Here is a 25,179-nt window from a genome sequence, read left to right on the forward strand (position 1 = left end):
CCCCCCGGGCATGCCCCCACCGGCCGCGGCCCCTTCCAGGAGGACGAGGACGAGGACGAGGACGAGGTGTTCCGCCGCCCGGCCGACCGACCCCCTGTCGTGATCGGCGACGACGACGACGACCTCGACATCCCGTCCTTCCTGAAGCGGTGAGCCGGGCCGCCCTCGACTCCCCGGCGCGCGCGCTCACGATCCCGGAGGACCCCGCCGCGCGCTTGGCCTTCACCGACCGCGGAGTAGGCAACGTCTCGCTCGCCGTCGGCGGCGGGGACGCCGCGGCGGCGCGCGAGCGCGTGGCCGCCCTCGTCGGCCTTCGCGCGGACGACGCGGTGTACATGGAGCAGACGCACGGGGCGGGGGTGGCCGTCGTGGGTCCCGACGACCGCGGGCGCGGGCTGCGCCGCCGCAGCGACGCCGTGGCCGGAGCCGACGCGATCGTGACCCGGGCGCCCGACGTCGCGCTCGTCGTGCTCGTCGCCGACTGCGTCCCGGTGCTGCTCGTCGACCCGGGGCGGGCGGTCGCCGCCGTGCACGCCGGTCGCCGCGGTGTCGCCACCGGGGTCGTCGGCGCCAGCGTCGCGGTCATGACCGACGCGCCGGAACGCGTCGTCGCCGTGGTCGGGCCGGCGATCGGGGGCTGCTGCTACGAGCTTCCCCGGGAGGTCGTCGACGCGGTCGCCGAGGTGGTCCCCACAGCCCGGACCGAGACCCGCCGGGGAACCCCCGCACTCGACCTGCCGGCCGCCGTGCGCGAACAGCTCGCCGTCGCGGGCGTCGCCACGGTGCGCACGTACGGGGCCTGCACGCGCTGCCACCCCCAGCGGTGGTTCAGCCACCGCGGCGACGCGCCCGAAACCGCCGGCCGTCAGGCCGGCGTGGTGTGCCGCCGGCGCGCACCCGAGACCCCGTTCGACCTCCCCGGTGGACGAGGGGGGGTTGCCTAGACTGATGGAGATGTGCTCGCCGATCGTCTCCGACGATTCCCCGACTCCCGCCGCCGACGCCGAGCGGGTGGTGCCCGCGCGTCTCGCAGCGGTGCGCCGGCGCATCGACGAGGCGGCGCGGCGGGCGGGACGGTCCCCGGGCGCGGTGTCGCTCGTCGCCGTGACGAAGGGCTTCGACGCCAAGGTCGCCCGCGCCGCGGTCACCGCCGGGCAGGTGGACCTCGGCGAGAGCAGGGTGCAGGAGCTCGTCGCGAAGTCGCGCTCCCTCGGGCGGGGTGTCCGCTGGCACTTCGTCGGCCGCCTCCAGCGCAACAAGGTGCGCGATGTGGTCGGGCTCGTGAGCCTCATCCACTCCGTCGACCGGCTCCCGCTGGCCGAGCGGATCGCCGAGGAGGTCCAGGCCCGCTGGTCCGGACGCGTGCAGCGGCTGCTCGTGCAGGTGAACGCCGGGGAGGATCCCGCGAAGGCGGGCTGTCGCATCGACGAGGCCGGGGAGCTCGTCGCGGCGATCCGCAACCTGCCGGGGGTCGCCTGCGAAGGCCTCATGACGATTCCGCCCCTGGGGACGGACCCCCGCCCCGTCTTCTCCCGGCTGCGTGCGCTCCGCGACGAGCTGCGGGAGAAGTTCCCCGAGGTTCAGCACCTCTCCATGGGTATGAGCAGCGACGTCGAGGTCGCTGTGGAGGAGGGGGCGACCGTCGTGCGCGTCGGGGAGGCCGTGTTCGGACCGCGGCCCAGCGCGTGAGGCGAGGAAGCGAGAGAGAGCAGACCATGGCGACGATGTGGAAGCGGATCGGCACCTACCTCGGGCTCATCGAGGAGTACGACGACGAGTACGCCGAGCTGCCCGAGGAGTCGCTGCCCTCCCGGGCTCCCGAGACCGCGCGTATGGAGCCGTCCAACGTGCGGCGCATCGCGCCGAGCCGGCAGGAACCGCCCGGCGAGCCCACGCGCCCGCTCGTGCAGCCGGTGCCGAGCAGCAAGGTCCACATCACGGATCCCACGACCTTCAACGACGTCGAGGAGGTGGGGGACCGGTTCCGCAACGGCATCCCGGTGATCATGAACCTCGCGGGGGCGAGCGAACCCACCGCGAAACGCCTGCTCGACTTCGCGTCCGGGCTCATCTACGGTCTCGACGGACGCATCGAGCGGGTCGGCGACCGGGTCTTCCTCCTGACGCCGCTCGGCACCGAGGTGTCGACCGAAGAACGCCGCCGGCTCACCGAGGGCGGCTTCTTCAACCAGGCGTGAGGAGAACATGAACCCCAACCCGCTGATGCAGGTGCTCTGCATCGCCCTCGACGTCTACTACGTGGTCCTGCTCGTCCGCATCATCCTGTCGTGGGTGCCGTCGCTTCCCGAACCGGTCCAGCCCGTCGCCCGCGGCGTCCGGGCGGTCACCGATCCTCTGCTCAACCCGCTGCGGGGGGTGCTGCCGCCGGTGCGCATCGGCGCCGGCGCGCTCGACCTGTCACCGCTCATCCTCTTCTTCGGCATCATCATCCTGCGCGCGCTCATCTGCCCGGCCGGCGCGGGCCTGTTCTGAACCGCCCGGGCACAGATGCGATGACTCCCGACGACATCGAGCGGCAGGTCTTCAAGGAGCGCTTTCGCGGCTACGACCAGGACGAGGTCGACCGCTTCCTCGACCGGGTCTCAACGCGGATCGAGGAGCTCACCCGGGAACGGGACGCGCTCGCCGAGAAGGTCGGAGCGCTGGAGCGCCAGACGGAGGAGGCGGGGGAGTCGGGAAGCCTCCTTCAGCGCACGCTCCTGGCCGCCCAGCGGACGGCCGACGAAACCGTCGCCGAAGCGCGCGAGCAGGCGGAGCGGACCCTCGAGGAGGCCCGCCGGGAGGCCCACGAGATCATCGCCGACGCCGAGCAGCGGGCCGGCGAGCACGAGCGGCGTGCTCAGGAGGTGCTCGACCACGTGCGCCGCGCGGTCGAGGACCTGTCGCGTTTCCGCAGCGAGTACCGTGAGCGCGTGGAGGCGGTGATCGCCGAGCAGCTCGCGATGCTCGACCGTGCCGGTGACCTGCCCGAGATTCCCGACGGCCTTGCTGCCCTCGCCCACGTCGACACCCCGGCGGGAACCGACGCCGAGGAAGTCGGGCGCGTGTACTGGGAGCACGGCCCGGAGACGTGAAGCGCAGGACTGCTAGCATGCGCAGCCGGGCCAGGGCCTATGCGGCGTGGACGCCAAGCGCGCCGATGCGGGGCCGTATGAGGGAAGGAATCAGGATGGTGGTGCGTCGGTGATCGTCGTCAGCATGGTGCTGGTGATCATCGGGGCGGTGACCCTGGTGATCGGGGTTTTCGCCGGGGATGACCTCACCCTTGTGTACGTGTCGATCCTCTCCTGCCTGCTGGCCGGCGTCTTCCTCGTCATCGGCATCATCCGCGGGCGACCGGGCCGAGCTGCGGCCGGCGCTCCCGCTGGTGGCGAAGCGGCCCCGACGTGGTCGGGGTCACCCGGATGGTCGCCTGGCTCGACCGACCGCCCGGCGCCGGGACCCCAGCCCGCGCCCGGCCCGGTGAGCACACCAATGCCCGCACCGCTCGGCAGCGGTGCGGGCCCGGCCGCGGCCGACGAGGCGCCGGCGGGTCGTGTGCAGGTCGTGACGGAGGAGGGCAGCGGCGGGGAGCAGTCGCGGTGGCGCCCCGGCGCGGTGGCGGGCCTACGGCCCGTCGCCACGAGGTCAGGCGACGACGGCGAGGACGAGGACGTGACGGCGACGCTGCCGGCCCCGGCACCCGCCGGCCCCGCCGAGGAGCCCGCGAGCCCAGCCGACGAGGCGGCGGAGGCGCCCGCGGCCGAGCCTGCTCCTGCTCCTGCTCCGGCGCCGCTGCGCAAGCTCCGGCTGAAGAAGACGGCGGCGAAGCGCGCTCCGGAGGCCGCGCCCGCGCCGGTCGCGGAGCCCCCGGCCGCGGCGCCTGCCGCGGCAGCGCCGGTCGCGCCCGCCCCCGTCGCACCGGAGCCCGTCGCCGAGCCGCAGGAGGGCACGGAAGAGGTCGCACCCCCGGTTGTCGAGGTGCCGGTCGTCGCGCCGAGAAAGCGGGCCGCCAGGAAGGCCACGAAAAAGGCTGCGGCCAAGAAGGCCGCGGTGAAGAAGGCGACGAAGAAGGCCGTCGCGAAGAAGGCGACCACGAAGAAGGTCGCGGCGAGCAAGAAGGCGACCACGAAGGTCGCGGCGAGCAAGAAGGCGACCACGAAGAAGGTTGCCGCGAAGAAGGCCGCAGCCATCGAGACGGCGGTGGCGAAGGCCGTGGCCGCGAAGAAGGCGACGAAGAAGGCCGCCGCGAAGAAGGCAACGAAGAAGGCCGCGGCGAAGCGGTCCGGCGGTCGTGTGGAGGACCGCGTGCAGTTCCACGCCGCGCTCGCCGGGATCCCCGGCGTGGGTCCTTCGAAGGTCGACGCCCTCTTCGAGCAGTTCGGCAGCGTCTCGGCGCTGCAGGCGAGCAGCGCGGAGGAGATCGCGCGGACGCCCGGCGTGTCCCTGCTCGTCGCCCGCCGGATCGTCGAGGCGCTGGGCTGACCGCGGCCCACGTCATCGGACCTGCCGCTGGGGGCCCGACGTCGTGCGGGCCGCCACGGAGGCCGGCGGGCGCCTACGGCGCGCCGGCGACTCGCCGGGCGGCCCGGCGGGCGGCCCGCTCCAGCGGGTGGCGGGCGTAGCCGTAGACGGCGAGCAACCCGAGGTAGAGGGGCGCCGCCAGCGCGCCGAGACGCTCGGCGTGGCGGACGTGGACGAGCTCGTGGGCGAGCAGGGGCGGGGTGGGCTCGTCGAGGCAGATGACGACGTGACCGATCGCCACGGCGGCGTAGCCGTGGCGGCGGAGCAGGGCCGCGGTGAGCCCGCGAGCCCCGGAGAACAGCAGCACTCCCTCACGGGGCCGGGGACGCACCCCCGACAGGCATCCGGCGACGAGCCCGGGAACGGTGAGCGGCGCCGCCCAGGCGTAGGCGGCCACGCGGGTGGCGACGTGGCGCGGCGCTGGCGGCTCCCAACGGGCGAGGGCCGCGAGGGCGGGGGGCTCCCACGACGGCGGGACCGTGCGGGCGTCCCGGGCCGACCCGAGCGGGGCGCGTAGCGGGGTCTCGAGGGGGACCGGCGAACCGGAGAGGTCCGGAGGAGGCGCGATCTTCTCGAAGGTCCGTCGGGCGGCGACGACGCCGGCGGCCGCCGCGGCAGCGAGCACGGCAGCACCTGTCATCCACGAGCGGCGCGTCACCTCGCGACCGCCAGGTTGACCCGGACGCGGGCGTCGGAACCCAGCGCCAGCTCGTGGCCCCCCTCGGCCGGGCCCCGGCGGAGCGCGACCGCGAGGACCTCACGGGCGACCTCCCCGCCGTGGCGGTCGAGCGCCGCGGCGGCGTCGTCCTCCGCGGCGATCTCCAGGTCGATGCGGTCGTCGAGCGCGAGACCGGCCTGCTTGCGCAGGTCGTTGAGTCCGCGCACGAGCTCGCGGGCGAGGCCCTCGAGGCGCAGCTCCTCGTCGACGGCCACGTCGAGCGCGACGCTGTAGGGGCCCTCGCTCGCGACGTGCCACCCGCTCGCCGACTCCTCGAGAACCTGGACGTGCTCGGACCGGATGCGCACAGGGACCCCGCCGACGGTCACCTCCGCCTCCCCCCTCGCGTGGAGCGTCGCGGCGAGGTCGTCCGGGTCCGTCGCCTCGATTGCCGCCGCGACGGCAGGGGTCCGCGCCCCGAAGTCGGGGCCGAGGGCGCGGAAGCTCGGCTTGACCCGGTAGGCGACGAGTGCGTCGCCGCCCTGGGGCATCTCGATGCCCTTGACGTTCAGCTCTTCGGCGACGACCGGCGCGACGGCCGGCCAGGCGGCACGGTCGCCGGCGGGCAGGGTCACCACCGCTCTGCGCAGCGGCTGGCGCAGACCGAGCTTCGCCTCGTTGCGCGCACGGCGTCCGAGCTCGACGATGCGCCGGGCGACGGCCATGGCCGACCGCAGCGCGTCGTCGGCGGCGGCTCCGTCGGCGACGGGGAACTCGAGGAGGTGGACGCTCGCGGGCGCGTGAGCGTCGACGTTGCGCACGAGGTTGGTGTAGAGCTCGTCGGCAAGGAACGGCACGAACGGCGCCAGCAGGGCGCTCAGCGTCACGAGGCACTCGTGGAGGGTCGCGAACGCGGACTCCTTGTCCGCGCCGAGGGTCCCGCCCTCCTCCTGGGGGCGCCAGAAGCGCTGGCGGCTGCGCCGCACGTACCAGTTCGAAAGATCGTCGACGAACGTCGCGATCGCACGGCCTGCGGCGGTCGTGTCGTAGCCCTCGAGGCTCGCGTCCACCGTCTTCACGAGCGCTGCGAGCTCGGCGAGCACCCAGCGGTCGAGGATCGGGCGCCTGTCCAGCGGCGGCGTGTCCGACGCGCCCGGGGACCACTTGTCGATGCGCGCGTAGGTGGCGAAGAAGTAGTAGGTGTTCCAGACGGTGAGGAGAAACTTGCGGATGACCTCGTCGAGCGGCTCGGGGCCGACCCGGCGCGCGACCCACGGCGAGCCGTCGGTCAGCAACAGCCAGCGCAGCGCGTCGGCCCCCCGTGACTCGATGAGCTCCCAGGGGTCGAGGATGTTGCCGAGCGACTTCGACATCTTCTTGCCGTCGGCGTCGACGATGTGGCCGAGGACCAGCACGGTGCGGTAGCTGTTCGCGTCGAACAGCAGGGTCGCCACCGCCATGAGCGAGTAGAACCACCCGCGTGTCTGGTCGACGGCCTCGCAGATGAAGTCGGCGGGGAAGTGGGCGCGGAAGCGGTCCTCGCTGCCGGGTACGTGGGGGTACCCCCACTGGGCGAAGGGCATCGAGCCGGAGTCGTACCAGGCGTCGATCACCTCGGGGACGCGGCGGGCGGTGCCCGGGCAGGAGGCGCAGGGGAGCGCGACCTCGTCGACGGCGGGACGGTGGGGATCGAGCTCCGAGAGGTCCTCGCCGGCCTTCGCGCCGAGGTCCGTGAGCGACGAAACCGCCGTGACCGACCCGCAGTCCCCGCAGCGCCACAGCGGCAGGGGCGTGCCCCAGTAGCGCTCACGCGACAGCGACCAGTCGACGTTGTTGCGCAGCCAGTCCCCGTAGCGTCCGTCGCGGATGTGCGGCGGGTGCCAGTCCACGTCCGCGTTCTCCTCGAGCAGGCGGTCGCGGATCTTCGTCGTGGCGATGTACCACGAGGGCTTCGCGTAGTACAGCAGCGGCGTCGCGCACCGCCAGCAGAAGGGATAGGTGTGCGTGTACTCGCCGGCGCGCAGGAGCAGCCCCTTGGCCCGCAGCGCCTCGATGATCCCCGGGTCCGCAGCCTTCACGAACTGCCCGGCGAAGTCGGTGACCCGCTCGTCGAAGCGGCCCTCGAGGTCGACGGGGTTCACGACGGGCAGTCCATGCGCGCGGGACGCCGCCATGTCGTCGGCCCCGAAAGCCGGTGCGAGGTGAACGAGGCCCGTGCCCTCGTCCGTCGTCACGAAATCAGCGGTGACGACGACGTGGGCGCCCCCGGCGAGGTCGGCGTCGAGGTAGGCGAACGGTGGGCGGTAGCGCGCCCCAACCAGCTCGGACGTCGCGACCTCGCGGAGCACCTCCGCGCCCTCTGCCAGCACCGTCTGCACGAGGTCGGCCGCGAGCACGACCGGATCCCCTGAGGGCGTCCGCGCGAGGACGTAGCGAATGCCCTCCCCGACTGCCACCGCGGTGTTCGACACGAGGGTCCACGGCGTCGTCGTCCATACGAGCAGGGAGGCGCCCGCGTCGGCCAGCGGCCCGTCGGCGAGGGGCAGCCGCAGGTACACCGAAGGATCGACGGCGGTCGCGTAGCCCTGTGCGACCTCGTGGTCGGACAGCGCGGTCCCGCAGCGGGGACAGTAGGGCACCACCCGGTGGCCCTCGTAGACGAGGCCCTCGTCCCACAGCTTGGCCAGCGACCACCAGACGCTCTCGACGTAGGACGTCGACATCGTCCAGTACGCGTCGGCGGTGTCGACCCAGAAACCGACCCGTTCGGTGAGCCGCTCCCACTCCTCGACGTAGCGGGTGACCGACGCCCGGCACCGCTCGTTGAACGCCGCAACGCCGTAGGCCTCGATGTCGGGCTTGCGCGTGAAGCCGAGCTCCTTCTCGACCTCGAGCTCCACGGGGATGCCGTGGCAGTCCCAGCCCGCCTTGCGGGGGACGCGGTAGCCCTTCATCGTCCGGTAGCGGGGGAAGACGTCCTTGAAGACCCGCGCCTCCATATGGTGCACGCCCGGCTTGCCGTTCGCGGTCGGTGGCCCCTCGAAGAAGCGGAACAGCGGCCCGTCCGCGCGCGACTCGAGGGAGCGCGCGAAGATCCGCTCCTCCCTCCACCGCTCGAGCACCCGGCGCTCGAGCGCCGGGAAGTCGGGCTGCTGATCGACAGGCTCGAAACCCACACGTCCTCCTGGGCACGTCACCGCGGAATGTGCAGGCATGGTAGCGCCCGGCCCGGTGGTGCCTTCCTGCGCCCCCGCGCCAGTACACTCGCCTGCCATGAGCGCAACGAGCACCGACACGACCGGCGGCGCGGCCGACGAGCAGCCCGCGAGCCGGTGGAGAGCACGCCTGCAGGAACGCGGCCGGGAACGCGACTCGGGGGCGACCCCGGGCTCGACGGGCACGCCGGCTGGTGCGACGGCACCCGAGCCCCCGTCCCGGCGGGCGCTGCCCGGCCGCCTCGTGAAGGTGACGACGTTCGGCGTGGCGGCCATCTGGCTGCTGCTGGACCAGGCCACGAAGGTGCTCGCGGTGGCGCAGCTGCCCGCCACCGGGATCGTCGGGGTGGAGCTAGGCTTCGTCGACCTGCGGCTCGTCCGCAACCCCGGGGGCGCGTTCGGCATCCCCGGTTTCCCTGGCCTGTTCCTCGTCGTGACCCTGCTCGTCCTCGTCCTCGTCGTGCGGGCGCTGCCGCGCACCGACCGCCTGTCCCTCGCGGTCGTGTACGGCCTCGTGACCGGAGGAGCCCTCGGCAACGTCACCGACCGCCTCCTGCGCGACCCCGGATTCCCCTCCGGGCACGTCGTCGACTTCATCGACCTCGGCTGGTGGCCGGTGTTCAACCTCGCCGACGTCGGCATCGTCGTGGGGGCCGTGGGCATCGCGATCCTGCTCACGATCGTCGACCGCGAGGAGCGCGCCGCCGAGGCCGAGCGCGCCCAGCACCGTTCCGTGCGACCGGAGACCTCAGCCCCCGCGCGATGACCCTGCTCGACCGCACGGTCGGGCCCGAGGACGAGGGCAGTCGCGCCGACGTCGCCGTCGCCGGCTGGCTCGGGGAGCCGCGGAGCAGGGCACAGTCCCGCATCGAGGCGGGTGAGGTCACGGTAGACGGCGTCGCAGTCGCGAAGTCGCACCGGCTGCGGGCGGGCGAGCGCGTGCGGGTCGCCCGGCGCGAGGAGCCACCGGCGCCCGTTCCCGGGGCGGTCCCCATCCGCTACGCCGACGCGCACCTCCTCGTCGTCGCAAAGCCGGCCGGGCTCGTCGTGCACGCCGGCGCCGGCCCCGGGGAAGGCAGTCTCGTTGACGCGCTCGCGGCGATGGGCGTTGCGCTCGCCGACCCCTGCGGGCCCCACGACGGCCCCTGCCCGACCCGTCGCCCGGGAATCGTGCACCGTCTCGACCGCGGCACCTCCGGGCTGCTCGCCGTGGCGAAGACCGTCGCCGCCTACGAGGGGCTCGCCGCGCTGTTCCGCGCGCATGACGTGGAGCGGGTGTACACGGCGCTCGTCGACGGCGTCCCCGACCCGCCGTCGGCCACGATCGACGCCCCGATCGCGCGGTCGGCGACCCGGCGCACGCGGTTCACCGTCGACTCTGCCGGCCGCCGCGCGGTCAGCCACTACGACGTCGACGAGGACTTCACGCGCGCCGCCGCACTCACCGTCCGCCTCGAGACCGGGCGCACCCACCAGGTGCGCGTGCACCTCGCAGCGGTCGGGCATCCCGTGTCGGGCGACCGGGCGTACGGGGCGTCGGCCGCCCTCGCCGCCGAGCTCGGACTCGACCGGCCGGCGCTGCACGCCCGCAGGCTCGCGTTCACCCATCCGCTCACCGGCGAACGCGTGTCGGTCGAGGAGCCGCCGCCCCCCGACATCGCGCGGGCTCGCGACGCACTGCGCGCGCCGAGCAGGTGACGGCCCACCCCCGCGGGCGGGGGCCAGGACGGGGACGCAAGCGAGCAGGCACTACACTGACCGCCTTCCCCCGGGCTTCCCCGCCTCTTCCCCTGCGAACTCCACGGTTGTAATTTAGACCCGCAGCCGAGACCCCAGAGGGGGTGAGATGGGCGACTCCTTCGTCCACCTTCACACGCACACCGAGTACTCCATGCTCGACGGCGCGAGCCGTGTCGACGCGCTCATGCGCCGGGTCGCCGAGCTCGGCATGCCGGCCCTGGCCATCACCGACCACGGGAACATGTTCGGGGCGGTGGACTTCTACAAGGCGGGGCACCGCCACGGTGTGAAGCCGATCCTCGGCTGCGAGGTCTACGTCGCGCCGGGAAGCCGGTACGCCAAGGGCGGGCGGCACGCGGGGCGGATCGAGGGGTCGGACGCGCGCGCCGAGCCCTACTACCATCTGACGCTCCTCGCGGAGAACCAGGCCGGCTACCGAAACCTCATGCGGCTCGTCTCCCGTGCCTACCTCGAGGGCTACTGGTACAAGCCCCGTGCCGACAAGGAGCTGCTCGCCGAGCACGCCGAGGGGCTCATCTGCCTGTCCGGCTGCCTCGGCGCGGAGGTCAACCAGCTGCTGCTCGGCGGCGACCGCGCGGCGGCGCTGGCCGCTGCCGCCGAGCACCGGGACATCTTCGGCGCCGACCGCTACTACGTGGAGCTGCAGGACCACGACGTCATCCCCGAACAGCGGGCGAACAACCCGGAGCTCGTCGCCATCGCCCGCGACCTCGGCGTCGGCCTCGTCGCCACGAACGACAGCCACTACACCGAGCAGGCTGACGCCGAGGCACACGACGTGCTGCTGTGCATCCAGACCGGGGCCAAGAAGGACGACCCCAACCGCTTCCAGTTCAAGGGCGACCAGTTCTTCGTCAAGTCCGCCGAGGAGATGCGGGGCCTCTTTGCCGACCGTCCCGAGACGTGGCGCAACACCCTCGAGATCGGGGAGCGGTGCAACGTCGAGCTCACGTTCGGCCGCCACCACCTGCCGGCGTTCCCCTGCCCCGACGGCCTGAGCGAGGCCGCCTACCTGCGCCGCAAGGTCTACGCGGGCGCCGAACGCCGCTACGGGTCGACGCTGCGAGCCGACGTGGAGGAGCGGCTGCGCACCGAGCTCGCGGTCATCGAGCAGATGGGCTTCCCCGGCTACTTCCTCATCGTCGCCGACCTCTGCGAGTACGCGCGGTCTGCGAGCATCAGGGTCGGCCCCGGGCGTGGATCGGCGGCTGGCTGCCTCGTTGCGTACTGCACCGGGATCACCGACCTCGACCCCATCCGCTACGGTCTCATCTTCGAGCGCTTCCTCAACCCCGAGCGCGTGTCGATGCCCGACATCGACATGGACTTCGACGAGCGCCGCCGCGGCGAGATGATCCGCTACACGACGGAGAAGTACGGCGACGACAAGGTCGCACAGATCGTCACCTTCTCCACCATCAAAGCGAAGCAGGCCATCCGCGACTCCGCCCGCGTGCTCGGCTACCCGTTCGGTTTCGGCGACCGGCTCACCAAGATGATGCCCCCGCCGGTCATGGGCAAGGACAAGCCGCTCGCGGAGGCGCGCCGGCTGTCGGCCGAGCTGCGCCAGGCATGGGAGCACGAGCCGGACGCGAAGAAGGTGCTCGACACCGCCCTGAGCCTCGAAGGGCTGCGCCGCCAGCACTCGATCCACGCCGCCGGGGTCGTCATCGCGCCCGACCGCATCACCGAGTACACCCCCATCCTCCGCCTGGAGGCGGACGGCGAGATCGTCACCCAGTACGACGGCGGCATGGTCGAGGACATCGGCCTGCTGAAGATGGACTTCCTCGGGCTGCGCAACCTCACGGTCATCAGCGACTGCCTCGCCCACATCGAGGCGAAGACCGGCGAGCGCATCGCCATCGAGGAGATCCCCCTCGACGACCCCGCGACCTACAAGATGCTCGCCGGGGGCGACACCGACGGGGTTTTCCAGCTCGACTCGGCCGGGATGAAGGCGCTGTGCCGCCACTTGCAGCCGGACTGCTTCGACGACATCATCGCGCTGCTCGCGCTCTACCGGCCCGGGCCGATGTCCGCGGGGCTGCACAACGAGTACGCCGAGCGCAAGCACGGACGCTCAAAGGTCCGCGTGCCCCACCCCGACCTCGAGGAGATCCTCGCCGGCAGCTACGGCCTGCTCGTCTACCAGGAGCAGGTCCTGAAGATCGCTCAGCAGCTCGCCGGGTTCAGCCTCGGCCAGGCCGACCTGCTGCGCCGCGCCATCGGCAAGAAGAAGCAGGCCGAGATGGACGCGCAGAAGTCGAAGTTCTGTGACGGCTGCGTGGCCAACGGCTACGACCCCAAGCTCGCCCGCGACCTGTGGGACCTCATCGAGGGCTTCGCCGACTACGCGTTCAACAAGTCGCACTCGGCGGGCTACGGGCTCGTGAGCTACCAGACCGCCTGGCTGAAGGCGCACTACCCGGTCGAGTACATGGCGGCGCTGCTCACGAGCGTGAAGACGAACAAGGACCGCCTGCCCCTCTACCTCCACTCGTGCCGGATGATGGGCATGACCGTCCTGCCGCCCGACGTGAACACCTCGGAGATGGACTTCGCCCCGTCTCCGGACTCCGGCCGACCCGAGGTGCGCTTCGGTCTCTCGGCGGTCCGCAACGTCGGCGAGGCCGTCGTCGACTCCATCATCGCCACGCGCACCGCGAAGGGCCGTTTCGCCGACTTCGCCGACTTCTGCCGCAAGGTCGACGCCTCGGTGCTCAACCGCCGCACGGTCGAGTCGCTGGTCAAGGCCGGGGCGTTCGAGTCCCTAGGGCATCCCCGCAAGGGGCTGCTGCTCGCCTTCGAGACGATCTGCGAGCACGCCCTGTCGCGCAAGCGGGCGGAGGCCGAAGGGCAGTTCTCGCTGTTCGGCGACGCCGACAGCGACGGGTCCGAGGGGCTCGTCGACGCTGCGCCGATCCCCGACGTGGAGTTCGAGCGGAAGGAGAAGCTCGCCGCCGAGCGCGAGATGCTCGGGCTCTACGTCTCCGATCATCCCCTCCTCGGACTCGAGCGGCTCGTGGCCCAGATGTCGACCGCACCGATCGCACGGCTGCTCGAGCAGGGGGCCCCCGGCCAGGTCGCCGTGGCGGGGATCCTCACCGGCATCACGAAGAAGTTCACGAGGCGGGGCGAGCCCTACGTCGTCGGGACTCTCGAAGACCTTCAGGGCAGCGTGGAGGTGATCCTCTTCCCGCAGGTGTACCAGGCGGCCCAGGAGATCCTCATCGAGGACACACTCCTGTGCGTGACGGGGCGTCTCGACGACGCCGACACCCCCAAGCTCATCGCCTCCGACGTGCACGCCCCCGACGTGAGCGACGCCATGGGGTCCCCGTTGCGGTTGGTCCTCGCGCCCCGGCAGTGCACGCCCGAGGTGGTCGCCCGCCTGCGGGAGATCCTCGCCGGCCACCCGGGCGTCGTCCCCGTGCACCTCCACCTCGCCGGCTGCGAAGCGAACGGCACGACGCTGCGCCTCGGTGGGGAGCTCTGCGTCGCCCGCAGCCCCGGGCTCTACGCGGAGCTGAAGATGCTGCTCGGGGCAGACGCGGTCGCCTGAGCGGGGATGGTCGCCGGCGGCGGCCGGCGGTGTCCGCCACTCGTGGCGCCTGCCAGAAGCCGAGGCCGACGCGGGCTACTTTGGGCCGCGTCCGGGTGTGACCTCGTGAGGAGCGCGCGTGCGGCGGTGGTGGGTGATCGGCGGTGTCGGGGTGGTCGCCGCCGCCGTGGCGATGGCGGCGGGCGCCTACGCGGCCGTCGGCCAGCAGCGTGAGCGCGCCGCGCGGCTCGCGGCGATCGAGGTCGCCGAGGACTTCGTCGAGGCCTGGCAGGCCGCCGACTGGGGGCGCATCGACGCGCTCGTCGCCGAGCCCGCGACCGGGGCAGGGGCCCGGCACGCCGAGGCGGTGGAGGCGCTCGGGCTCAGCGACGCCGCTGTGAGGCTCCGCGGCGTGGCGTTCGACGAGCCGGTGCCGGGAGAGGCGACCGCGTCCTACGCGGCGAGCTTCACCGTCTCCGGCCTGGGGCAGTGGAGCTACGAGGGCAGCTTCACGCTGCTGCCCGCCGAGGGCCGGTGGGTCATCGACTGGGGCCCGCAGACCCTCCACCCCGAGCTCGCCGAAGGCCAGCGCCTCGAACGCGAGCGGCACTGGCCGGCCCGCGCGCCCCTGCTGGACCGCAACGGCGCCGACCTCGCCGGCGGACCCTTCGCCGGAGTCGCCGGCAGCGTGGGGGAGGCGACGCAGGAGCAGCTGGAGGCCCTCGGCGCGCCCTACGAGCCGGGCGACGCGGTGGGCCAGTCGGGCCTGCAGCGCTCGCTCGAGCGTCGCCTGGCCGGCCAGCCCGGCGGCGCCGTCCGCGTCGTGGCCGGACCGGGCGAGGGGCAGCCCGAGCCGGTCGTGGTCGCGGTCCTCCACGAGTTCCCGATGATCGAACCGGACCCGGTCCGCACCACCCTCGACCCCGGCGTCCAGGAGGCCGCACGGGCCGCGCTCGCCCCGCTCGCCAGCCCGTCGGCGCTCGTCGCGGTCGACGTGCGCACCGGCGAGGTCCGCGCCGTCGCGAACGCCCCCCTGGGCGGCTTCGACCGGGCGCTGTCGGGCCGCTACCCACCGGGGTCGACGTTCAAGGTCGTGACGACCGTCGCGCTGCTGTCCCACGGCCTCGACCCCGCCGCCACCGTCCCCTGCCCCGGCACCGTCAGCGTCGGGGGCCGCAGCTTCCGCAACGCCGGGTTCGCCGCCCTCGGCCCCATCAGCTTCCGTGACGCCTTCGCCGAGTCCTGCAACACCGCGTTCGTCGGCGAGGCGGAGCGGCTGCCCGCCGGGATGCTCGAGGCGACCGCCCGCCAGTTCGGCTTCAACGTCGACTACGACATCGGCGTGCCGGTGGCCGACGCCCGGTTCCCCGAGCCCGTCGACCCCGTCGAGCACGCTGCCGCCGCGATCGGCCAGGGCCGGGTCGAGGCGACGCCCCTGCACATGGCGAGCGTCGCGGCGGCGGTTGCCCGCGGCCGCTGGGTCCCTCCCCGCGTCCTCGTCGACGAGCCGCCCGACGAGACCCTCGCCGAACCGCTGCCCCCCGCGGTGATCGCTCAGCTCACCGAACTCATGCGCAACGCCGTCGCCGCGGGAACCGGCACAGGCGCGCAGGTGCCCGGCGAGCCGGTCGCGGGCAAGACCGGCACGGCGGAGTTCGGCGCCGGGGCGCGCACGCACGCGTGGTTCGTCGCGTTCCGTGGCGACCTCGCGGTCGCGGTGCTCGTCGAGGGAGGCGGATTCGGGGGCGCGGTGGCCGCCCCGGCCGCGGCGCGCTTCTATGCCGCCGTGGGCTGACCGCCGGGGGGCGGCGGTCGTGAGCGGCGAATGGAGCGCCGCGGCGCGGTGAGCCAGCAGGTCAGGCGGCCCGTGCGGGACGGCCGGTGGGGGCCGACTCGAGCGGCGGCGCCGCGGAGCGGTGCGCGACCGCGTCGAGGACGCCACGGGCGAACTCGCCGAGTGCGACGAGCACGAGCCCGGTCACGACCGGATGCATCCACTCCGCCCGCAGCTCCTGCCCGAAGGCGGAGAAGGCGGAGTAGCCGAGCATCCACGCGAGGCCGGCCCCTACAGCGACGGCGACGGTGCGGGTCAACGCCGCGGGGGCGCGGACCGGGACGAGCTCGTCGAGCGCCTGAAGGACGACGGACAGCGCCAGCGCGAGCGCGACGAGAACGAGGAAGGCATACATCTCCACTGCTCCTGCTCGATGCGGTCGGCGAGGCGGTTGCCTCGCTCGTCGTGTTGGACCCGGAGGAGTCGCGATGGTTACCGGCCGCGCAGGCCGAGGTGCGGGACAATGGCGCCGTGCACGTCGATCCCGAGCTCGTCCGCGCCGTCCAGCGGGGGGAACCCGACGCCATGGAGGCGCTCATCCGCGCGACCTACGGGTCCGTGTACGCGCTCTGCCGGCGGCTGCTCGACGACCCCGCCGACGCGGCGGACGCGACACAGGAGGTCTACCTGCGGGTGGTCCGTTCGGTGCTCGGCTTCCGGGGGGAGGCGGCGTTCAGCACGTGGCTTCACCGGGTGACGACGAACGTGTGCGCAACGGCGCTGCGCCGGCGAGGTGACGTGCGCGCACGTGGCCAGGTCGCCGGTCACACGGCGTTCGCCGTACCGGGGGGAGCCGACGAGCTCGCGTCCGGCGACGACACCGAGGGCCGGGTGGCCGAACGCGACGCGGTACGCCGCCTGGGGCGGGCCATCGACGACCTCCCGGCGCACGCGCGGGCCGTCGTCGTCCTGCGTGACGTGCGCGGGCTGTCGACGAAGGAGGCGGCGGACGTCCTCGGCGTGAGCGAGGAGGTCGTCAAGGTGCGCCTGCACCGGGCGCACGCAAAGCTGCGCGCGCTGATGGCCGACCACCAGGCCAGGGCGCCGGATCCCGCGGCGGCCGGCGAGGTGCGCCCGGGCGTGCGAGAGGGGAGGCGGTCGTGAGCAGGATCTGCGACGAGGTGGAGCGCCAGCTGCCCGCCGTCGTCGACGGCACCGCTGCCCGGTGGCGTCGCCGGCTCGTCGAGGTGCACCTGCGCCGCTGCGCGCGCTGCCAGGAGGCGAGGGCGCAGCAGGCCGCGCTCGCCGCGGGCCTCGAGCAGCTGGGCGCAGCGGCCGCCGGGGGGGCGCCGCCGGACGGCCTGCTCGACGCGCTGCTCGAGCAGGCGGAGCGCCCGGGGGTGCGCGGGCGGGCGGCCGTCCCCGCGCGTGGGGCGGTCAGCGGTGCCCGGCCCGGTCTGTCGCTGCTGCTGCTCGTCGCCGCTGCGGGAGCGGGCACGGCAACCGGCTACGCGAGCTGGCGTGCCGCCCGAGCGGTGCGGGGGCGCCTCGGGCGCCTCGGGCGGCGGCGGTGACCCCGAGCCTCAGCCGGCGGCGGGATCTTTCGGCGGGACGAGGCTGATGTCGCCCGCCGCGGGGACACGTGTGGGGAACAGCCCGGCGCCGGCGCACTCCTCTGCGAACCACCGGGCGTCACGGACGGCGCAGCCGCGGGGGTCGTTGTTGAAGAAGCAGTACACCTCGGCGCTGCCGTAGAGCTCGGCCACCGCGCCGGCACGGTCGGCGAGGGCGTCGCGTTCGTAGCAGGGCCACGGCCCCGCCCCCTCGTGGAAGCGCACGTAGCCCCAGTCGGCGGTGCGCCACAGCGGCGACACCCACCGCGACCGCCGGTCGGCGAGGCAGAGGGCGGCGCCGCGAGCGGCCAGCAGCGCGCGGGTGGACTCCGTGAACCAGGACTCGTGGCGCAGCTCGACGGCGACGCGCACGCCGCGCGGGAACTCGGCGAGCGCGGCGTCGAGGCGGTCGAGATTGGCGGGGAAGTTCGGGGGCAGCTGGAGCAGGACGGGTCCGAGCTTGTCACCGAGCCCCCGGATCGCGGCGACGAACCGGCCCACGGGCTCTTCGGGGTCCTTGAGCTTCTTCATGTGGCTGAGGTAGCGGCTCGCCTTCGGGCACAGCACGAAGTCGTCGGGCGTCGCGTCGCGCCACGCGGCGAAGCGCGACCGCTCCGGCAGGCGGTAGAAGCTCGCGTTGATCTCCACCGTCGTGAACCGTGCGGCGTAGTGGGCCAACCACTCGCGCTGCGCGAGCTCCATCGGGTAAAAGGCGCCCCGCCAGTCGCGGTACTGCCAACCGGACGTGCCGACGAGGACGGTCACTCCTCGGCGGCGCTCGCCGGGGCCTCGGCCGCCTCGCTGTCGGCCTGCCGCTGGTTCCACCACGTCAGCCCGAAGACCCCGACGGCGGCGACGACGAGGGCGACGTAGCCGTTGCGGCTGATGCCGAGGAGGCGGAACTCCGTGTCCGTGCGGACGAGCTCGAGCAGGAAGCGGATCGTGCCGTAGCCGACGAGGTAGGCGAAGATGAGGGAGCCCTTCGCGAGGCGCCCGGAGCGCCCGAGCAGGATGAGCACGCCGGCGAGCACGAGGTTGGCGAGCGACTCGTAGAGGAACGTCGGGTGGACCGGCAGGGGCTCCCGGTCGATCTCGAGGCCCCACGGCAGCCCGGTCGGCGTGCCGTAGAGCTCCTGGTTGAAGTAGTTGCCCCATCGCCCGACGGCGTGGGCGAGCGGGATGCAGGGCGCGGCGGCATCGAGGAACGCCGGCGTGAGCGCGCCCTGGCGGCGCAGGTAGAGCAGGCCGGCGAGCCCGCCGAGGGTGAGACCGCCGAAGAAGGCGAGGCCGCCCTCCCAGATGAAGAGCACGGCCCAGGGGCGGTCGAGGAAGCGGTCGAGGTTGGTGGACACGTAGGCCAGTCGCGCCCCGACGAGCCCCGCGAGGATCGCCCAGACCGCGGTGCGGTCCGCGAGGTCCGGATCACCGCCGACGGCGCCGTAGCGCCGCCGCATCAGCCACACCGCGAGCACCGCGCCGAGGGCGATCGCCAACCCGTAGTAGTGCAGGGTGAGCGGCCCGATCTCCAGCGCGTTGTCGGTCGGCGAGGGGATGGTGGCCACCATGTACGGCATGCTAGTCCCTTGTCGGCCGTGGGCGTCGGCGGCGGGCCGCCCGCCGGAGCGTCGGCGCCGTCAGTTGAGCTGGGCGCCGTTCGGGCCGGCGGGGCGCAGGGAGCCGACCCTGCCGAAGTGGCGCATGAGGCTCGCCTCCCGCCGCAGCATGGCCAGCGTGGCGGCCAGGCGCGTACCGGTCGAGTCGAGCTCGAGCAGCCGCTGCTGGTCGGGGACCTCCGTCTGCAGCGCCGCGGCGGCGAGGTAGGCGAGCTCGTCCGGATCGGACGGCAGCCGCCCGAGGAGCTCGTCGGGCGCTCCCAGGCCCGCGAGGTAGGGCACGAGCAGGTCGCGCAGCTGGGCGGCACGGGCACGGTCGCTCGCCGCGGCACAGCCCTCCGCCAGCAGCTCGACGCGTGCCTTGAGGTACGGCGTCCCCGGCACGAGCTCCTGCACGCGGAAGCGCTGCACGCCCCGGGTGAGGATGTCCGACCGGCCGTCGGCCAGGGGCGTGACCGACTCGATCTGTGCGACCGTGCCGACCTCGAAGATCTCGGCACAGCCGCCGACCTCCTTGCCGGCCTGGATCGCCACGACCCCAAAGCGCCGGTCGGCGGCGAGGCAGTCCTCGAGCATGGTGCGGTAGCGCGGCTCGAAGACGTGCAGGGGGAGCGGCCTGCCCGGGAACAGGACCACATGCAGCGGGAACAGGGGCAGCTCCATCGCAGCCCAGCCTATGTGTGCGGCTGTGCCTTGTCTCCGGCCCCCCGAAGCCCCGGTAGAGTCGATGCCATGATCCCCGTTGTCGATCTGCGCGGCGGGCGGCCCTGTCCTGCCGAAGGCCTGCGCGCCGGTGGTGGCGTCGCCGGGCGCGTCCGCGAGACCGTCGCCGACATCCTCGCCGCCGTGCGCGCCGAGGGGGACGCGGCCGTGCGGCGCCACACCGCCGCGCTCGACGGCTACGACGGCGAAGTCCGCGAGGTGGGACGCCAGGAGGTGACGGACGCCGTAGCCCAGCTCGATCCCGCGCTGCGGGGTGCGCTGGAGCGCGCCGCGGACCAGGTGCGCTGGTTCCACGAGCGCGCCCGTCCCGGGGACTGGTCCGACGTGCGCGACGGGGCGGTCATGGGCGTGCGGCACAGCCCCCTGCGCCGCGTCGGCGCCTACGTGCCGGGCGGGCTCGCACCGCTGCTGTCGACGGCGGTCATGACCATCGTCCCGGCCCGCGTCGCCGGCGTCGAGGAAGTCGTGCTCGCCTCGCCGCCCGACGCCGACGGGCGGATCGCGCCGAGCATCCTCGCGGCTTCCGCGATCGCGGGCGGCGCCGACCGGATCTTCGCGATCGGGGGGGCGCAGGCCGTCGCCGCGCTCGCATACGGCACGGCCACCGTGCCGCGCTGCGACAAGGTCGTCGGGCCCGGCAACGCCTACGTGGCCGAGGCGAAGCAGCAGGTCGCCGCCGAGGGCGCCTGCGCGATCGACCTCCTCGCGGGGACGACGGAGGTGGCGATCATCGCTGACGCCACCGCCGACCCCCGCCACGTCGCCGCCGACCTCGTCGCGCAGGCGGAGCACGACCCGCTGGCCACGGCGATCGCCATCACCCCCGACCCGCAGCTGGCCGAGCGCATCCTCGCGGCCCTCGAGGACGAGGTCGCGGTTGCCCGCCACGTCGAGCGCATCCGCGCGGCGCTGTCTGGCCAGGGCGCCATCCTGCTCGTGGACGACCTCGACCACGCCGTGGCGGTGGCGGACGCCTTCGCCGCGGAGCACCTCGAGGTGCAGACCCGCGACGCACAGGCGGTCGCCGACCGGATCCGGGCGGCGGGCGCGATCTTCGTCGGCGGCCACACCCCCGTGTCGCTCGGCGACTACGCGGCCGGCCCGAACCACACGCTGCCGACGGGGGGGACGGCGCGCTTCACCGGCGGCCTGCGGACCGACGACTTCCTCGTCCCGATCAACTGGGTGTCCTACGACGCGGACACGCTCGCGAGCCTGGCTCCCGTCGTCGAGGCGCTCGGGGCCGCCGAGGACCTCCCCGCGCACGCCCGGGCGGTGCGCGTCCGGCTCGAGGGGGGTTGATGGGACGCGTACCGGTGCGCGAGGACCTCGCCGCCGTCGAGCCCTACGGCGCGCCGCAGCTCGACGTCGCTGTGCGGCTCAACACGAACGAGACGCCCTGGCCGCCGCCTGCGGTCTTCTCCGAGCGCCTCGCCCAGCGGGTGGCCGCGCTCGACCTGCACCGCTACCCCGACCGGCGCCTGTGGGCGCTGCGCGAACGGCTCGCCGACCGGTTCGGCCTGCCACCTGAGCGCGCCTGGGCGGCGAACGGCTCGAACGAGGTGCTCGTGCAGCTGCTCCAGGCGTACGGCGGCACGGGTCGGCGGCTGCTGGCGTTCCGGCCGAGCTACTCCATGTACCCCGAGCTCGCGCGCACGACGGCAACCGGCCTCGTCGCCGCCGACCTCGACGACCGCTTCCGGCTCACCGCGCAGATCGCCGTCGAGGCCGTCACGCGCCACGACCCCGACGTCGTCGCGCTGGCGAGCCCGAACAACCCCACGGGCCTGGGCGTCGAACCGTCGGTCCTCCGGGCGCTGCACGACGCGGGCCGGGCGCTCGTCGTCGTCGACGAGGCCTACATGGAGTTCTCCCCGGAGGTGAGGGAGCGCTCGGCGCTCACGCTCCTCGACACGCTCGACCGTCTCGTCGTGGTCCGCACGTTCTCGAAGGCGTGGCGGCTCGCCGGGCTGCGGCTCGGCTACCTGCTCGGTCCCGCCTGGGTCGTCGACGACCTCCGCAAGGTGCGCCTGCCGTACCATCTCGACGCGGTAAAGCAGGAGGCCGGGCTCGTGGCCCTCGCGCTCGCCGACGAGGTCACCGCCCACATCGGCGCGATCGTCGCCGAGCGCGACCGGGTCGCGGAGGCGGCCGGCGCGCTCGGCGTGGAGGTCTTCGACTCCGAGGCGAACTTCCTGCTCCTGCGCAGCGCTGCGGACGACCTCTTCGGACGCCTGCTCGAGCGGGGTGTGCTCGTCCGGGACTTCTCCCGGGCGCCTCGCCTGGAGGGCTGCGTGCGGGTGACGATCGGCACCGCGGAGGAGAACGACGCGTTCCTCACCGCGTTGCGGGACTGCCTCGCGGACCTGCCGGCGGGCGCGGGAGGGGGCGGGCGGTGAGCCGCGTCGGCAAGATCGTGCGGGAGACCAAGGAGACCCGCCTCGACGTGCTGCTCGATCTCGACGGCGGCGGCGAGACCGACGTCGCCACCGGCGTGCCGTTCTTCGACCACATGCTCGACCAGCTCGGCCGCCACGGCCGCCTGGGGCTGCGCGTCCGCGCGGAGGGGGACCTCGACGTCGACGCCCATCACACCGTCGAGGACACCGGCATCGCCGTCGGTCAGGCCCTCAGCCAGGCGCTCGGCGACAAGACGGGGGTGGAGCGCTTCGGCGACGCTACCGTCCCGATCGACGAGGCGCTCGTGCGCGTGGCCGTGGACCTGTCGGGCCGCCCCTATCTCGTGTACCACGCCGACACGCCCGTCGAGCTCGTCGGCACGTACGAGACGACGCTCACGAAGCACTTCTTCGAAGCGCTCGTGGCGAACGCCGCCCTCACCCTGCACGTGACGAAGCTCGCGGGGGAGGGGAGCCACCACATCCAGGAGGCGGTCTTCAAGGGCGTCGCGGTGGCCCTGCGCCGTGCGGTCGCGCTGACGGGCAGCGCCGGGGTGCCCTCGACGAAGGGCCTGCTGTGACGCCGCCGCGGGTCGCCGTGCTCGACTACGGCGCGGGCAACCTGCGCTCCATGGAGAAGGCGCTCGTGCGGTCGGGGGGTGAGGTCGTCGTCACGTCCGACGCTGCGGAGGCGGCCGCGGCCGACGCCCTTGTCGTGCCGGGCGTCGGCAACTTCGGCCAGTGCGTGCGGCAGTTCCGCGACGAGGGGCTCGAGGACCTCACCCGCCGCTGGGTGGACCAGGGGCGGCCGCTGCTCGGCGTGTGCGTGGGCATGCAGATCCTCTACGCGTCGAGCGAGGAGGCCCCGGACACGCCGGGCCTCGCCGTGCTCCCCGGCGAGGTGCGCCGGCTGCCGGCGGGTGTCGTGGTGCCGCACATGGGCTGGAACACCCTCGAGCCCGGCCGCGAGGACCCGCTCCTCGCCGGGCTCGCCGGCGCCCACGCCTACTTCGTCCACTCGTACTACGTCGGGCCGGACGCCGCACAGGTCGTCGCCACGTGCGACTACGGCGTCCGCATCGCCGCCGTCATCCGGGCCGGCAGCGTCGTCGGCACGCAGTTCCACCCCGAGAAGTCCTCCGACGTGGGGGCGCGCCTGCTCGCCAACTGGCTCGACGAGGTGGCCCGGCGGGAGCACGCCGCGTGACCTTCACCCTGTATCCCGCCGTCGACATCGCCGATGGCCGAGCCGTGCGGCTGGTCCAGGGGCGGGAGGGCTCGGCCACGGTCTACGACACGGACCCCGTCGCGGCGGCGCAGCGCTGGGTGGACGCGGGGGCCCGGTGGCTCCACGTCGTCGACCTCGACGCGGCCTTCCACGGGGAGCCGCGCAACCGCCGGCTGATCGCCGACATCGTCGAGGCCACCGGGGTGCCGGTCCAGGCTTCCGGAGGCATCCGGTCGACGGCCGACCTCGACGCGTCGTTCCGCTACGGGGCGAGCCGCGTCGTGATCGGCACCATGGCGCTCGAGGATCCCGGCTTCGTAACCGACGCGCTCGACGCGCACGGGGACAAGGTGGCCGTGGGCCTGGACGCCGAGGGCACGACGTTGAAGGCGCGGGGCTGGACGACCGCGTCGGGTGACCTGTTCGCCGCACTCGAGACGTTCACGCGCATGGGCGTGGCCCGGTTCGTCTTCACCGACATCGCCCGCGACGGGACGCTCGCGGGGCCGAACGTCGCGCGCCTGGCCGAGGTCGCCGACGCGACGACCGCACGGGTCACCGCGAGCGGGGGTGTCGCGAGCCTGAGCGACCTCGAGGCGCTCGCCCGGGCCCACGAGCGCGTCGACGGCGCGATCGTCGGCAAGGCCCTGTACGCGGGGCGCTTCACGCTGGCCGACGCGCTCGCCGCTGTCGGGGACCGGGTGACGTGACCCTCGGGCAGCGCGGCGCCAGGCTCCGGACGTGACGCTCGCGCCCCGCGTCATCCCCTGCCTCGACGTGCACGCCGGGCGGGTCGTGAAGGGGGTCCGCTTCGTCGAGCTGCGCGACGCCGGCGACCCCGTGGAGCTCGCCCGGGCGTACGACGCGGAAGGCGCCGACGAGCTCGTCTTCCTCGACATCACCGCCTCGTCGGACGAGCGGGAGACGATCTACGACGTCGTGGGCGCCACCGCCGAGCAGGTCTTCATCCCGCTGACCGTGGGGGGCGGCGTCCGCTCGGCCGCCGACGTTCGGCGCCTGCTGCGCGCCGGCGCCGACAAGGTCAGCTTCAACACCGCCGCGGTGCAGCGCCCCAGGGTGCTGTCGGAGGCCGCCGACGCGTTCGGGACCCAGTGCGTCGTGGCGGCCATCGACGCGCGGCGGACGACCGGTGCCCGCGGCGGCGCCCGCTGGGAGGTGTGCACGCACGGCGGGCGCCGGCCGACCGGCCGGGACGTCGTCGCGTGGGCGGCCGAATGCGAGCGCCGGGGCGCCGGGGAGATCCTGCTCACCTCCATGGACCGCGACGGCACGAAGTCGGGCTTCGACCTGGGCCTGCTGCGTGCGGTCGGCGGCGCCGTCGACGTCCCCGTCATCGCCTCGGGCGGCGCGGGCTCGGCGGAGCACATGGTCGCGGGCATCCGCGAGGGTCAGGCTTCCGCGGTCCTCGCCGCCTCGATCTTCCACTTCGGTGAGCTCCGCGTCGGCGAGGTCAAGCAGGCGATGGCCGAGGCGGGCCTCCCGGTCCGCAGATAGGCCGCGACCCGCCCGAACGGACAGTGGGCGGCGCGCGGCGGGGGCCGCCGCGTGCCCACGGCCCTTAGTTACCGGCGGTAACACACCGACGCAGTTGCGGACAGCACGTCCCGCTGCCCGGAGGAACCGCCATGAGGTCTCGTACCGCTGCGCCGCTGCTGCGCCTCACCGCCGTGCTGCTCGCAGCGGTCATCCTCGTGGGGTTCGTGCCCACCGGCGCGGCGGAGGCCCGCAGCAGCGGCAACGTCGAGCACATCGCCCGCGACCTGCTCAACCGCCTCAACGACGAGCGCCACGCCCGCGGCATCCAGCCGGTGGCCTGGGACGGCGACCTCGCGCGGCTGGCCACCCAGTGGTCGGCGCGGATGTCGGACACCAAGGACTACCGCCACAGCGACATGAACGCCGCCATGCAGACCTCGCCCTACCGGGAGCGGTTCAGCTACATCGGCGAGAACATCTTCCTGCTCCACCCCGCCTACGAGTCCGCCGGCTACGCCCACCGCGGCTGGATGCAGTCCGAGGGCCACCGGCGCAACATGCTCAACCGCTACCACGACGCCGTGGGCATCGGCATCATCTGCGACGCCGACGGCACCATGTGGGCCACCA

At 73.8% G+C, this 25,179-nt stretch carries 25 protein-coding genes; 19 read left to right on the plus strand and 6 right to left on the minus strand.

All coding sequences use genetic code 11. The annotated features are described in order from the left end of the window. The first annotated feature begins 149 nt into the window (after positions 1-149). The 6 genes from pgeF to VM324_13290 all read left to right on the plus strand — a co-directional run bounded on the left by pgeF (position 150) and on the right by VM324_13290 (position 4,485). The gene (pgeF, locus tag VM324_13265; protein ID HVM00255.1) at positions 150-944 is read left to right on the plus strand and encodes a peptidoglycan editing factor PgeF; all 795 of its coding nucleotides are present in this window, start codon (positions 150-152) and stop codon (positions 942-944) included. After that, positions 937-1,689, plus strand: a complete 753-nt coding sequence (locus tag VM324_13270; protein HVM00256.1) for a YggS family pyridoxal phosphate-dependent enzyme — start codon at positions 937-939, stop codon at positions 1,687-1,689. The genes pgeF and VM324_13270 overlap by 8 nt, the downstream gene beginning before the upstream one ends. A 35-nt stretch (positions 1,690-1,724) precedes the next feature. Next, positions 1,725-2,198, plus strand: coding sequence for a cell division protein SepF (gene sepF / locus VM324_13275; GenBank protein HVM00257.1), 474 nt, complete (start codon positions 1,725-1,727; stop codon positions 2,196-2,198). Between the two features lie 7 nt (positions 2,199-2,205). Continuing rightward, positions 2,206-2,493: a YggT family protein gene (locus tag VM324_13280; GenBank protein ID HVM00258.1), complete on the plus strand. Its 288-nt coding sequence runs from the start codon at positions 2,206-2,208 to the stop codon at positions 2,491-2,493. A 20-nt stretch (positions 2,494-2,513) separates the two neighbouring features. Then, positions 2,514-3,095 carry a DivIVA domain-containing protein gene (locus tag VM324_13285; GenBank protein HVM00259.1) on the plus strand — a complete coding sequence of 194 codons (582 nt, stop codon included), beginning with the start codon at positions 2,514-2,516 and terminating at the stop codon, positions 3,093-3,095. Between the two features lie 109 nt (positions 3,096-3,204). Then, positions 3,205-4,485: a helix-hairpin-helix domain-containing protein gene (locus VM324_13290; GenBank protein ID HVM00260.1), complete on the plus strand. Its 1,281-nt coding sequence runs from the start codon at positions 3,205-3,207 to the stop codon at positions 4,483-4,485. 73 nt (positions 4,486-4,558) lie between these two features. Here the strand turns inward: VM324_13290 and VM324_13295 are convergent, their stop codons facing one another. Further along, positions 4,559-5,164: a hypothetical protein gene (locus tag VM324_13295; GenBank protein HVM00261.1), complete on the minus strand. Its 606-nt coding sequence runs from the start codon at positions 5,162-5,164 to the stop codon at positions 4,559-4,561. Between the two features lie 14 nt (positions 5,165-5,178). Further along, positions 5,179-8,358 (minus strand): isoleucine--tRNA ligase, encoded by a 3,180-nt coding sequence (gene ileS / locus VM324_13300; protein ID HVM00262.1) that lies wholly within the window; start codon positions 8,356-8,358, stop codon positions 5,179-5,181. A gap of 97 nt (positions 8,359-8,455) precedes the next feature. On the opposite strand from ileS, the gene VM324_13305 reads away from it, so the two are divergent. The 4 genes from VM324_13305 to VM324_13320 all read left to right on the plus strand — a co-directional run bounded on the left by VM324_13305 (position 8,456) and on the right by VM324_13320 (position 15,497). Then, positions 8,456-9,163, plus strand: a complete 708-nt coding sequence (locus tag VM324_13305; protein ID HVM00263.1) for a signal peptidase II — start codon at positions 8,456-8,458, stop codon at positions 9,161-9,163. Next, positions 9,160-10,095: an RluA family pseudouridine synthase gene (locus VM324_13310; GenBank protein ID HVM00264.1), complete on the plus strand. Its 936-nt coding sequence runs from the start codon at positions 9,160-9,162 to the stop codon at positions 10,093-10,095. Before VM324_13305 ends, VM324_13310 begins: the two co-directional genes overlap by 4 nt. A gap of 148 nt (positions 10,096-10,243) precedes the next feature. After that, entirely contained in the window at positions 10,244-13,723 is a 3,480-nt protein-coding gene (gene dnaE / locus VM324_13315; GenBank protein HVM00265.1) for a DNA polymerase III subunit alpha, read from the plus strand. Positions 13,724-13,841: 118 nt separating this feature from the next. After that, a complete protein-coding gene (locus tag VM324_13320) occupies positions 13,842-15,497 on the plus strand; it encodes a penicillin-binding transpeptidase domain-containing protein (protein HVM00266.1) in 1,656 nt (551 codons plus the stop codon). A 61-nt stretch (positions 15,498-15,558) separates the two neighbouring features. Here the strand turns inward: VM324_13320 and VM324_13325 are convergent, their stop codons facing one another. After that, entirely contained in the window at positions 15,559-15,891 is a 333-nt protein-coding gene (locus VM324_13325) for a hypothetical protein (protein HVM00267.1), read from the minus strand. Positions 15,892-16,007: 116 nt separating this feature from the next. Between VM324_13325 and VM324_13330 the strand changes: the two genes are divergently transcribed. After that, entirely contained in the window at positions 16,008-16,640 is a 633-nt protein-coding gene (locus VM324_13330; protein ID HVM00268.1) for an RNA polymerase sigma factor, read from the plus strand. Then, the gene (locus VM324_13335) at positions 16,637-17,050 is read left to right on the plus strand and encodes a zf-HC2 domain-containing protein (protein ID HVM00269.1); all 414 of its coding nucleotides are present in this window, start codon (positions 16,637-16,639) and stop codon (positions 17,048-17,050) included. The genes VM324_13330 and VM324_13335 overlap by 4 nt, the downstream gene beginning before the upstream one ends. A gap of 9 nt (positions 17,051-17,059) precedes the next feature. Here VM324_13335 and VM324_13340 read toward each other — a convergent pair whose 3' ends face one another. From VM324_13340 to VM324_13350, 3 genes are all read right to left on the minus strand, one after another. Then, positions 17,060-17,854, minus strand: a complete 795-nt coding sequence (locus VM324_13340) for a DUF72 domain-containing protein (GenBank protein ID HVM00270.1) — start codon at positions 17,852-17,854, stop codon at positions 17,060-17,062. Beyond that, entirely contained in the window at positions 17,851-18,654 is an 804-nt protein-coding gene (lgt, locus tag VM324_13345; GenBank protein ID HVM00271.1) for a prolipoprotein diacylglyceryl transferase, read from the minus strand. The genes VM324_13340 and lgt overlap by 4 nt, the downstream gene beginning before the upstream one ends. Before the next feature lie 69 nt (positions 18,655-18,723). Next, positions 18,724-19,365, minus strand: coding sequence for an LON peptidase substrate-binding domain-containing protein (locus tag VM324_13350; GenBank protein HVM00272.1), 642 nt, complete (start codon positions 19,363-19,365; stop codon positions 18,724-18,726). Positions 19,366-19,434: 69 nt separating this feature from the next. Here VM324_13350 and hisD point away from each other — a divergent pair, with 69 nt between their 5' ends. The 7 genes from hisD to VM324_13385 form a co-directional block, all read left to right on the plus strand. Then, complete coding sequence (hisD, locus tag VM324_13355; protein ID HVM00273.1) at positions 19,435-20,727, plus strand: histidinol dehydrogenase; 1,293 nt, start codon at positions 19,435-19,437, stop codon at positions 20,725-20,727. Then, positions 20,727-21,824 (plus strand): histidinol-phosphate transaminase, encoded by a 1,098-nt coding sequence (hisC, locus tag VM324_13360; protein HVM00274.1) that lies wholly within the window; start codon positions 20,727-20,729, stop codon positions 21,822-21,824. Before hisD ends, hisC begins: the two co-directional genes overlap by 1 nt. Further along, positions 21,821-22,405, plus strand: coding sequence for an imidazoleglycerol-phosphate dehydratase HisB (gene hisB / locus VM324_13365; protein HVM00275.1), 585 nt, complete (start codon positions 21,821-21,823; stop codon positions 22,403-22,405). The genes hisC and hisB overlap by 4 nt, the downstream gene beginning before the upstream one ends. Next, positions 22,402-23,031, plus strand: a complete 630-nt coding sequence (gene hisH / locus VM324_13370) for an imidazole glycerol phosphate synthase subunit HisH (protein ID HVM00276.1) — start codon at positions 22,402-22,404, stop codon at positions 23,029-23,031. The genes hisB and hisH overlap by 4 nt, the downstream gene beginning before the upstream one ends. Further along, positions 23,028-23,762: a 1-(5-phosphoribosyl)-5-[(5-phosphoribosylamino)methylideneamino]imidazole-4-carboxamide isomerase gene (gene hisA, locus VM324_13375; GenBank protein ID HVM00277.1), complete on the plus strand. Its 735-nt coding sequence runs from the start codon at positions 23,028-23,030 to the stop codon at positions 23,760-23,762. The genes hisH and hisA overlap by 4 nt, the downstream gene beginning before the upstream one ends. 31 nt (positions 23,763-23,793) lie before the next feature. Then, a complete protein-coding gene (gene hisF, locus VM324_13380; GenBank protein HVM00278.1) occupies positions 23,794-24,567 on the plus strand; it encodes an imidazole glycerol phosphate synthase subunit HisF in 774 nt (257 codons plus the stop codon). Positions 24,568-24,698: 131 nt separating this feature from the next. Continuing rightward, a partial coding sequence (locus VM324_13385) for a CAP domain-containing protein (GenBank protein HVM00279.1) occupies positions 24,699-25,179 on the plus strand: 481 nt, incomplete at its 3' end.

The organism is Egibacteraceae bacterium (assembly GCA_035540635.1).
In the GTDB taxonomy this organism is placed as follows: Bacteria; Actinomycetota; Nitriliruptoria; order Euzebyales; family Egibacteraceae; genus DATLGH01.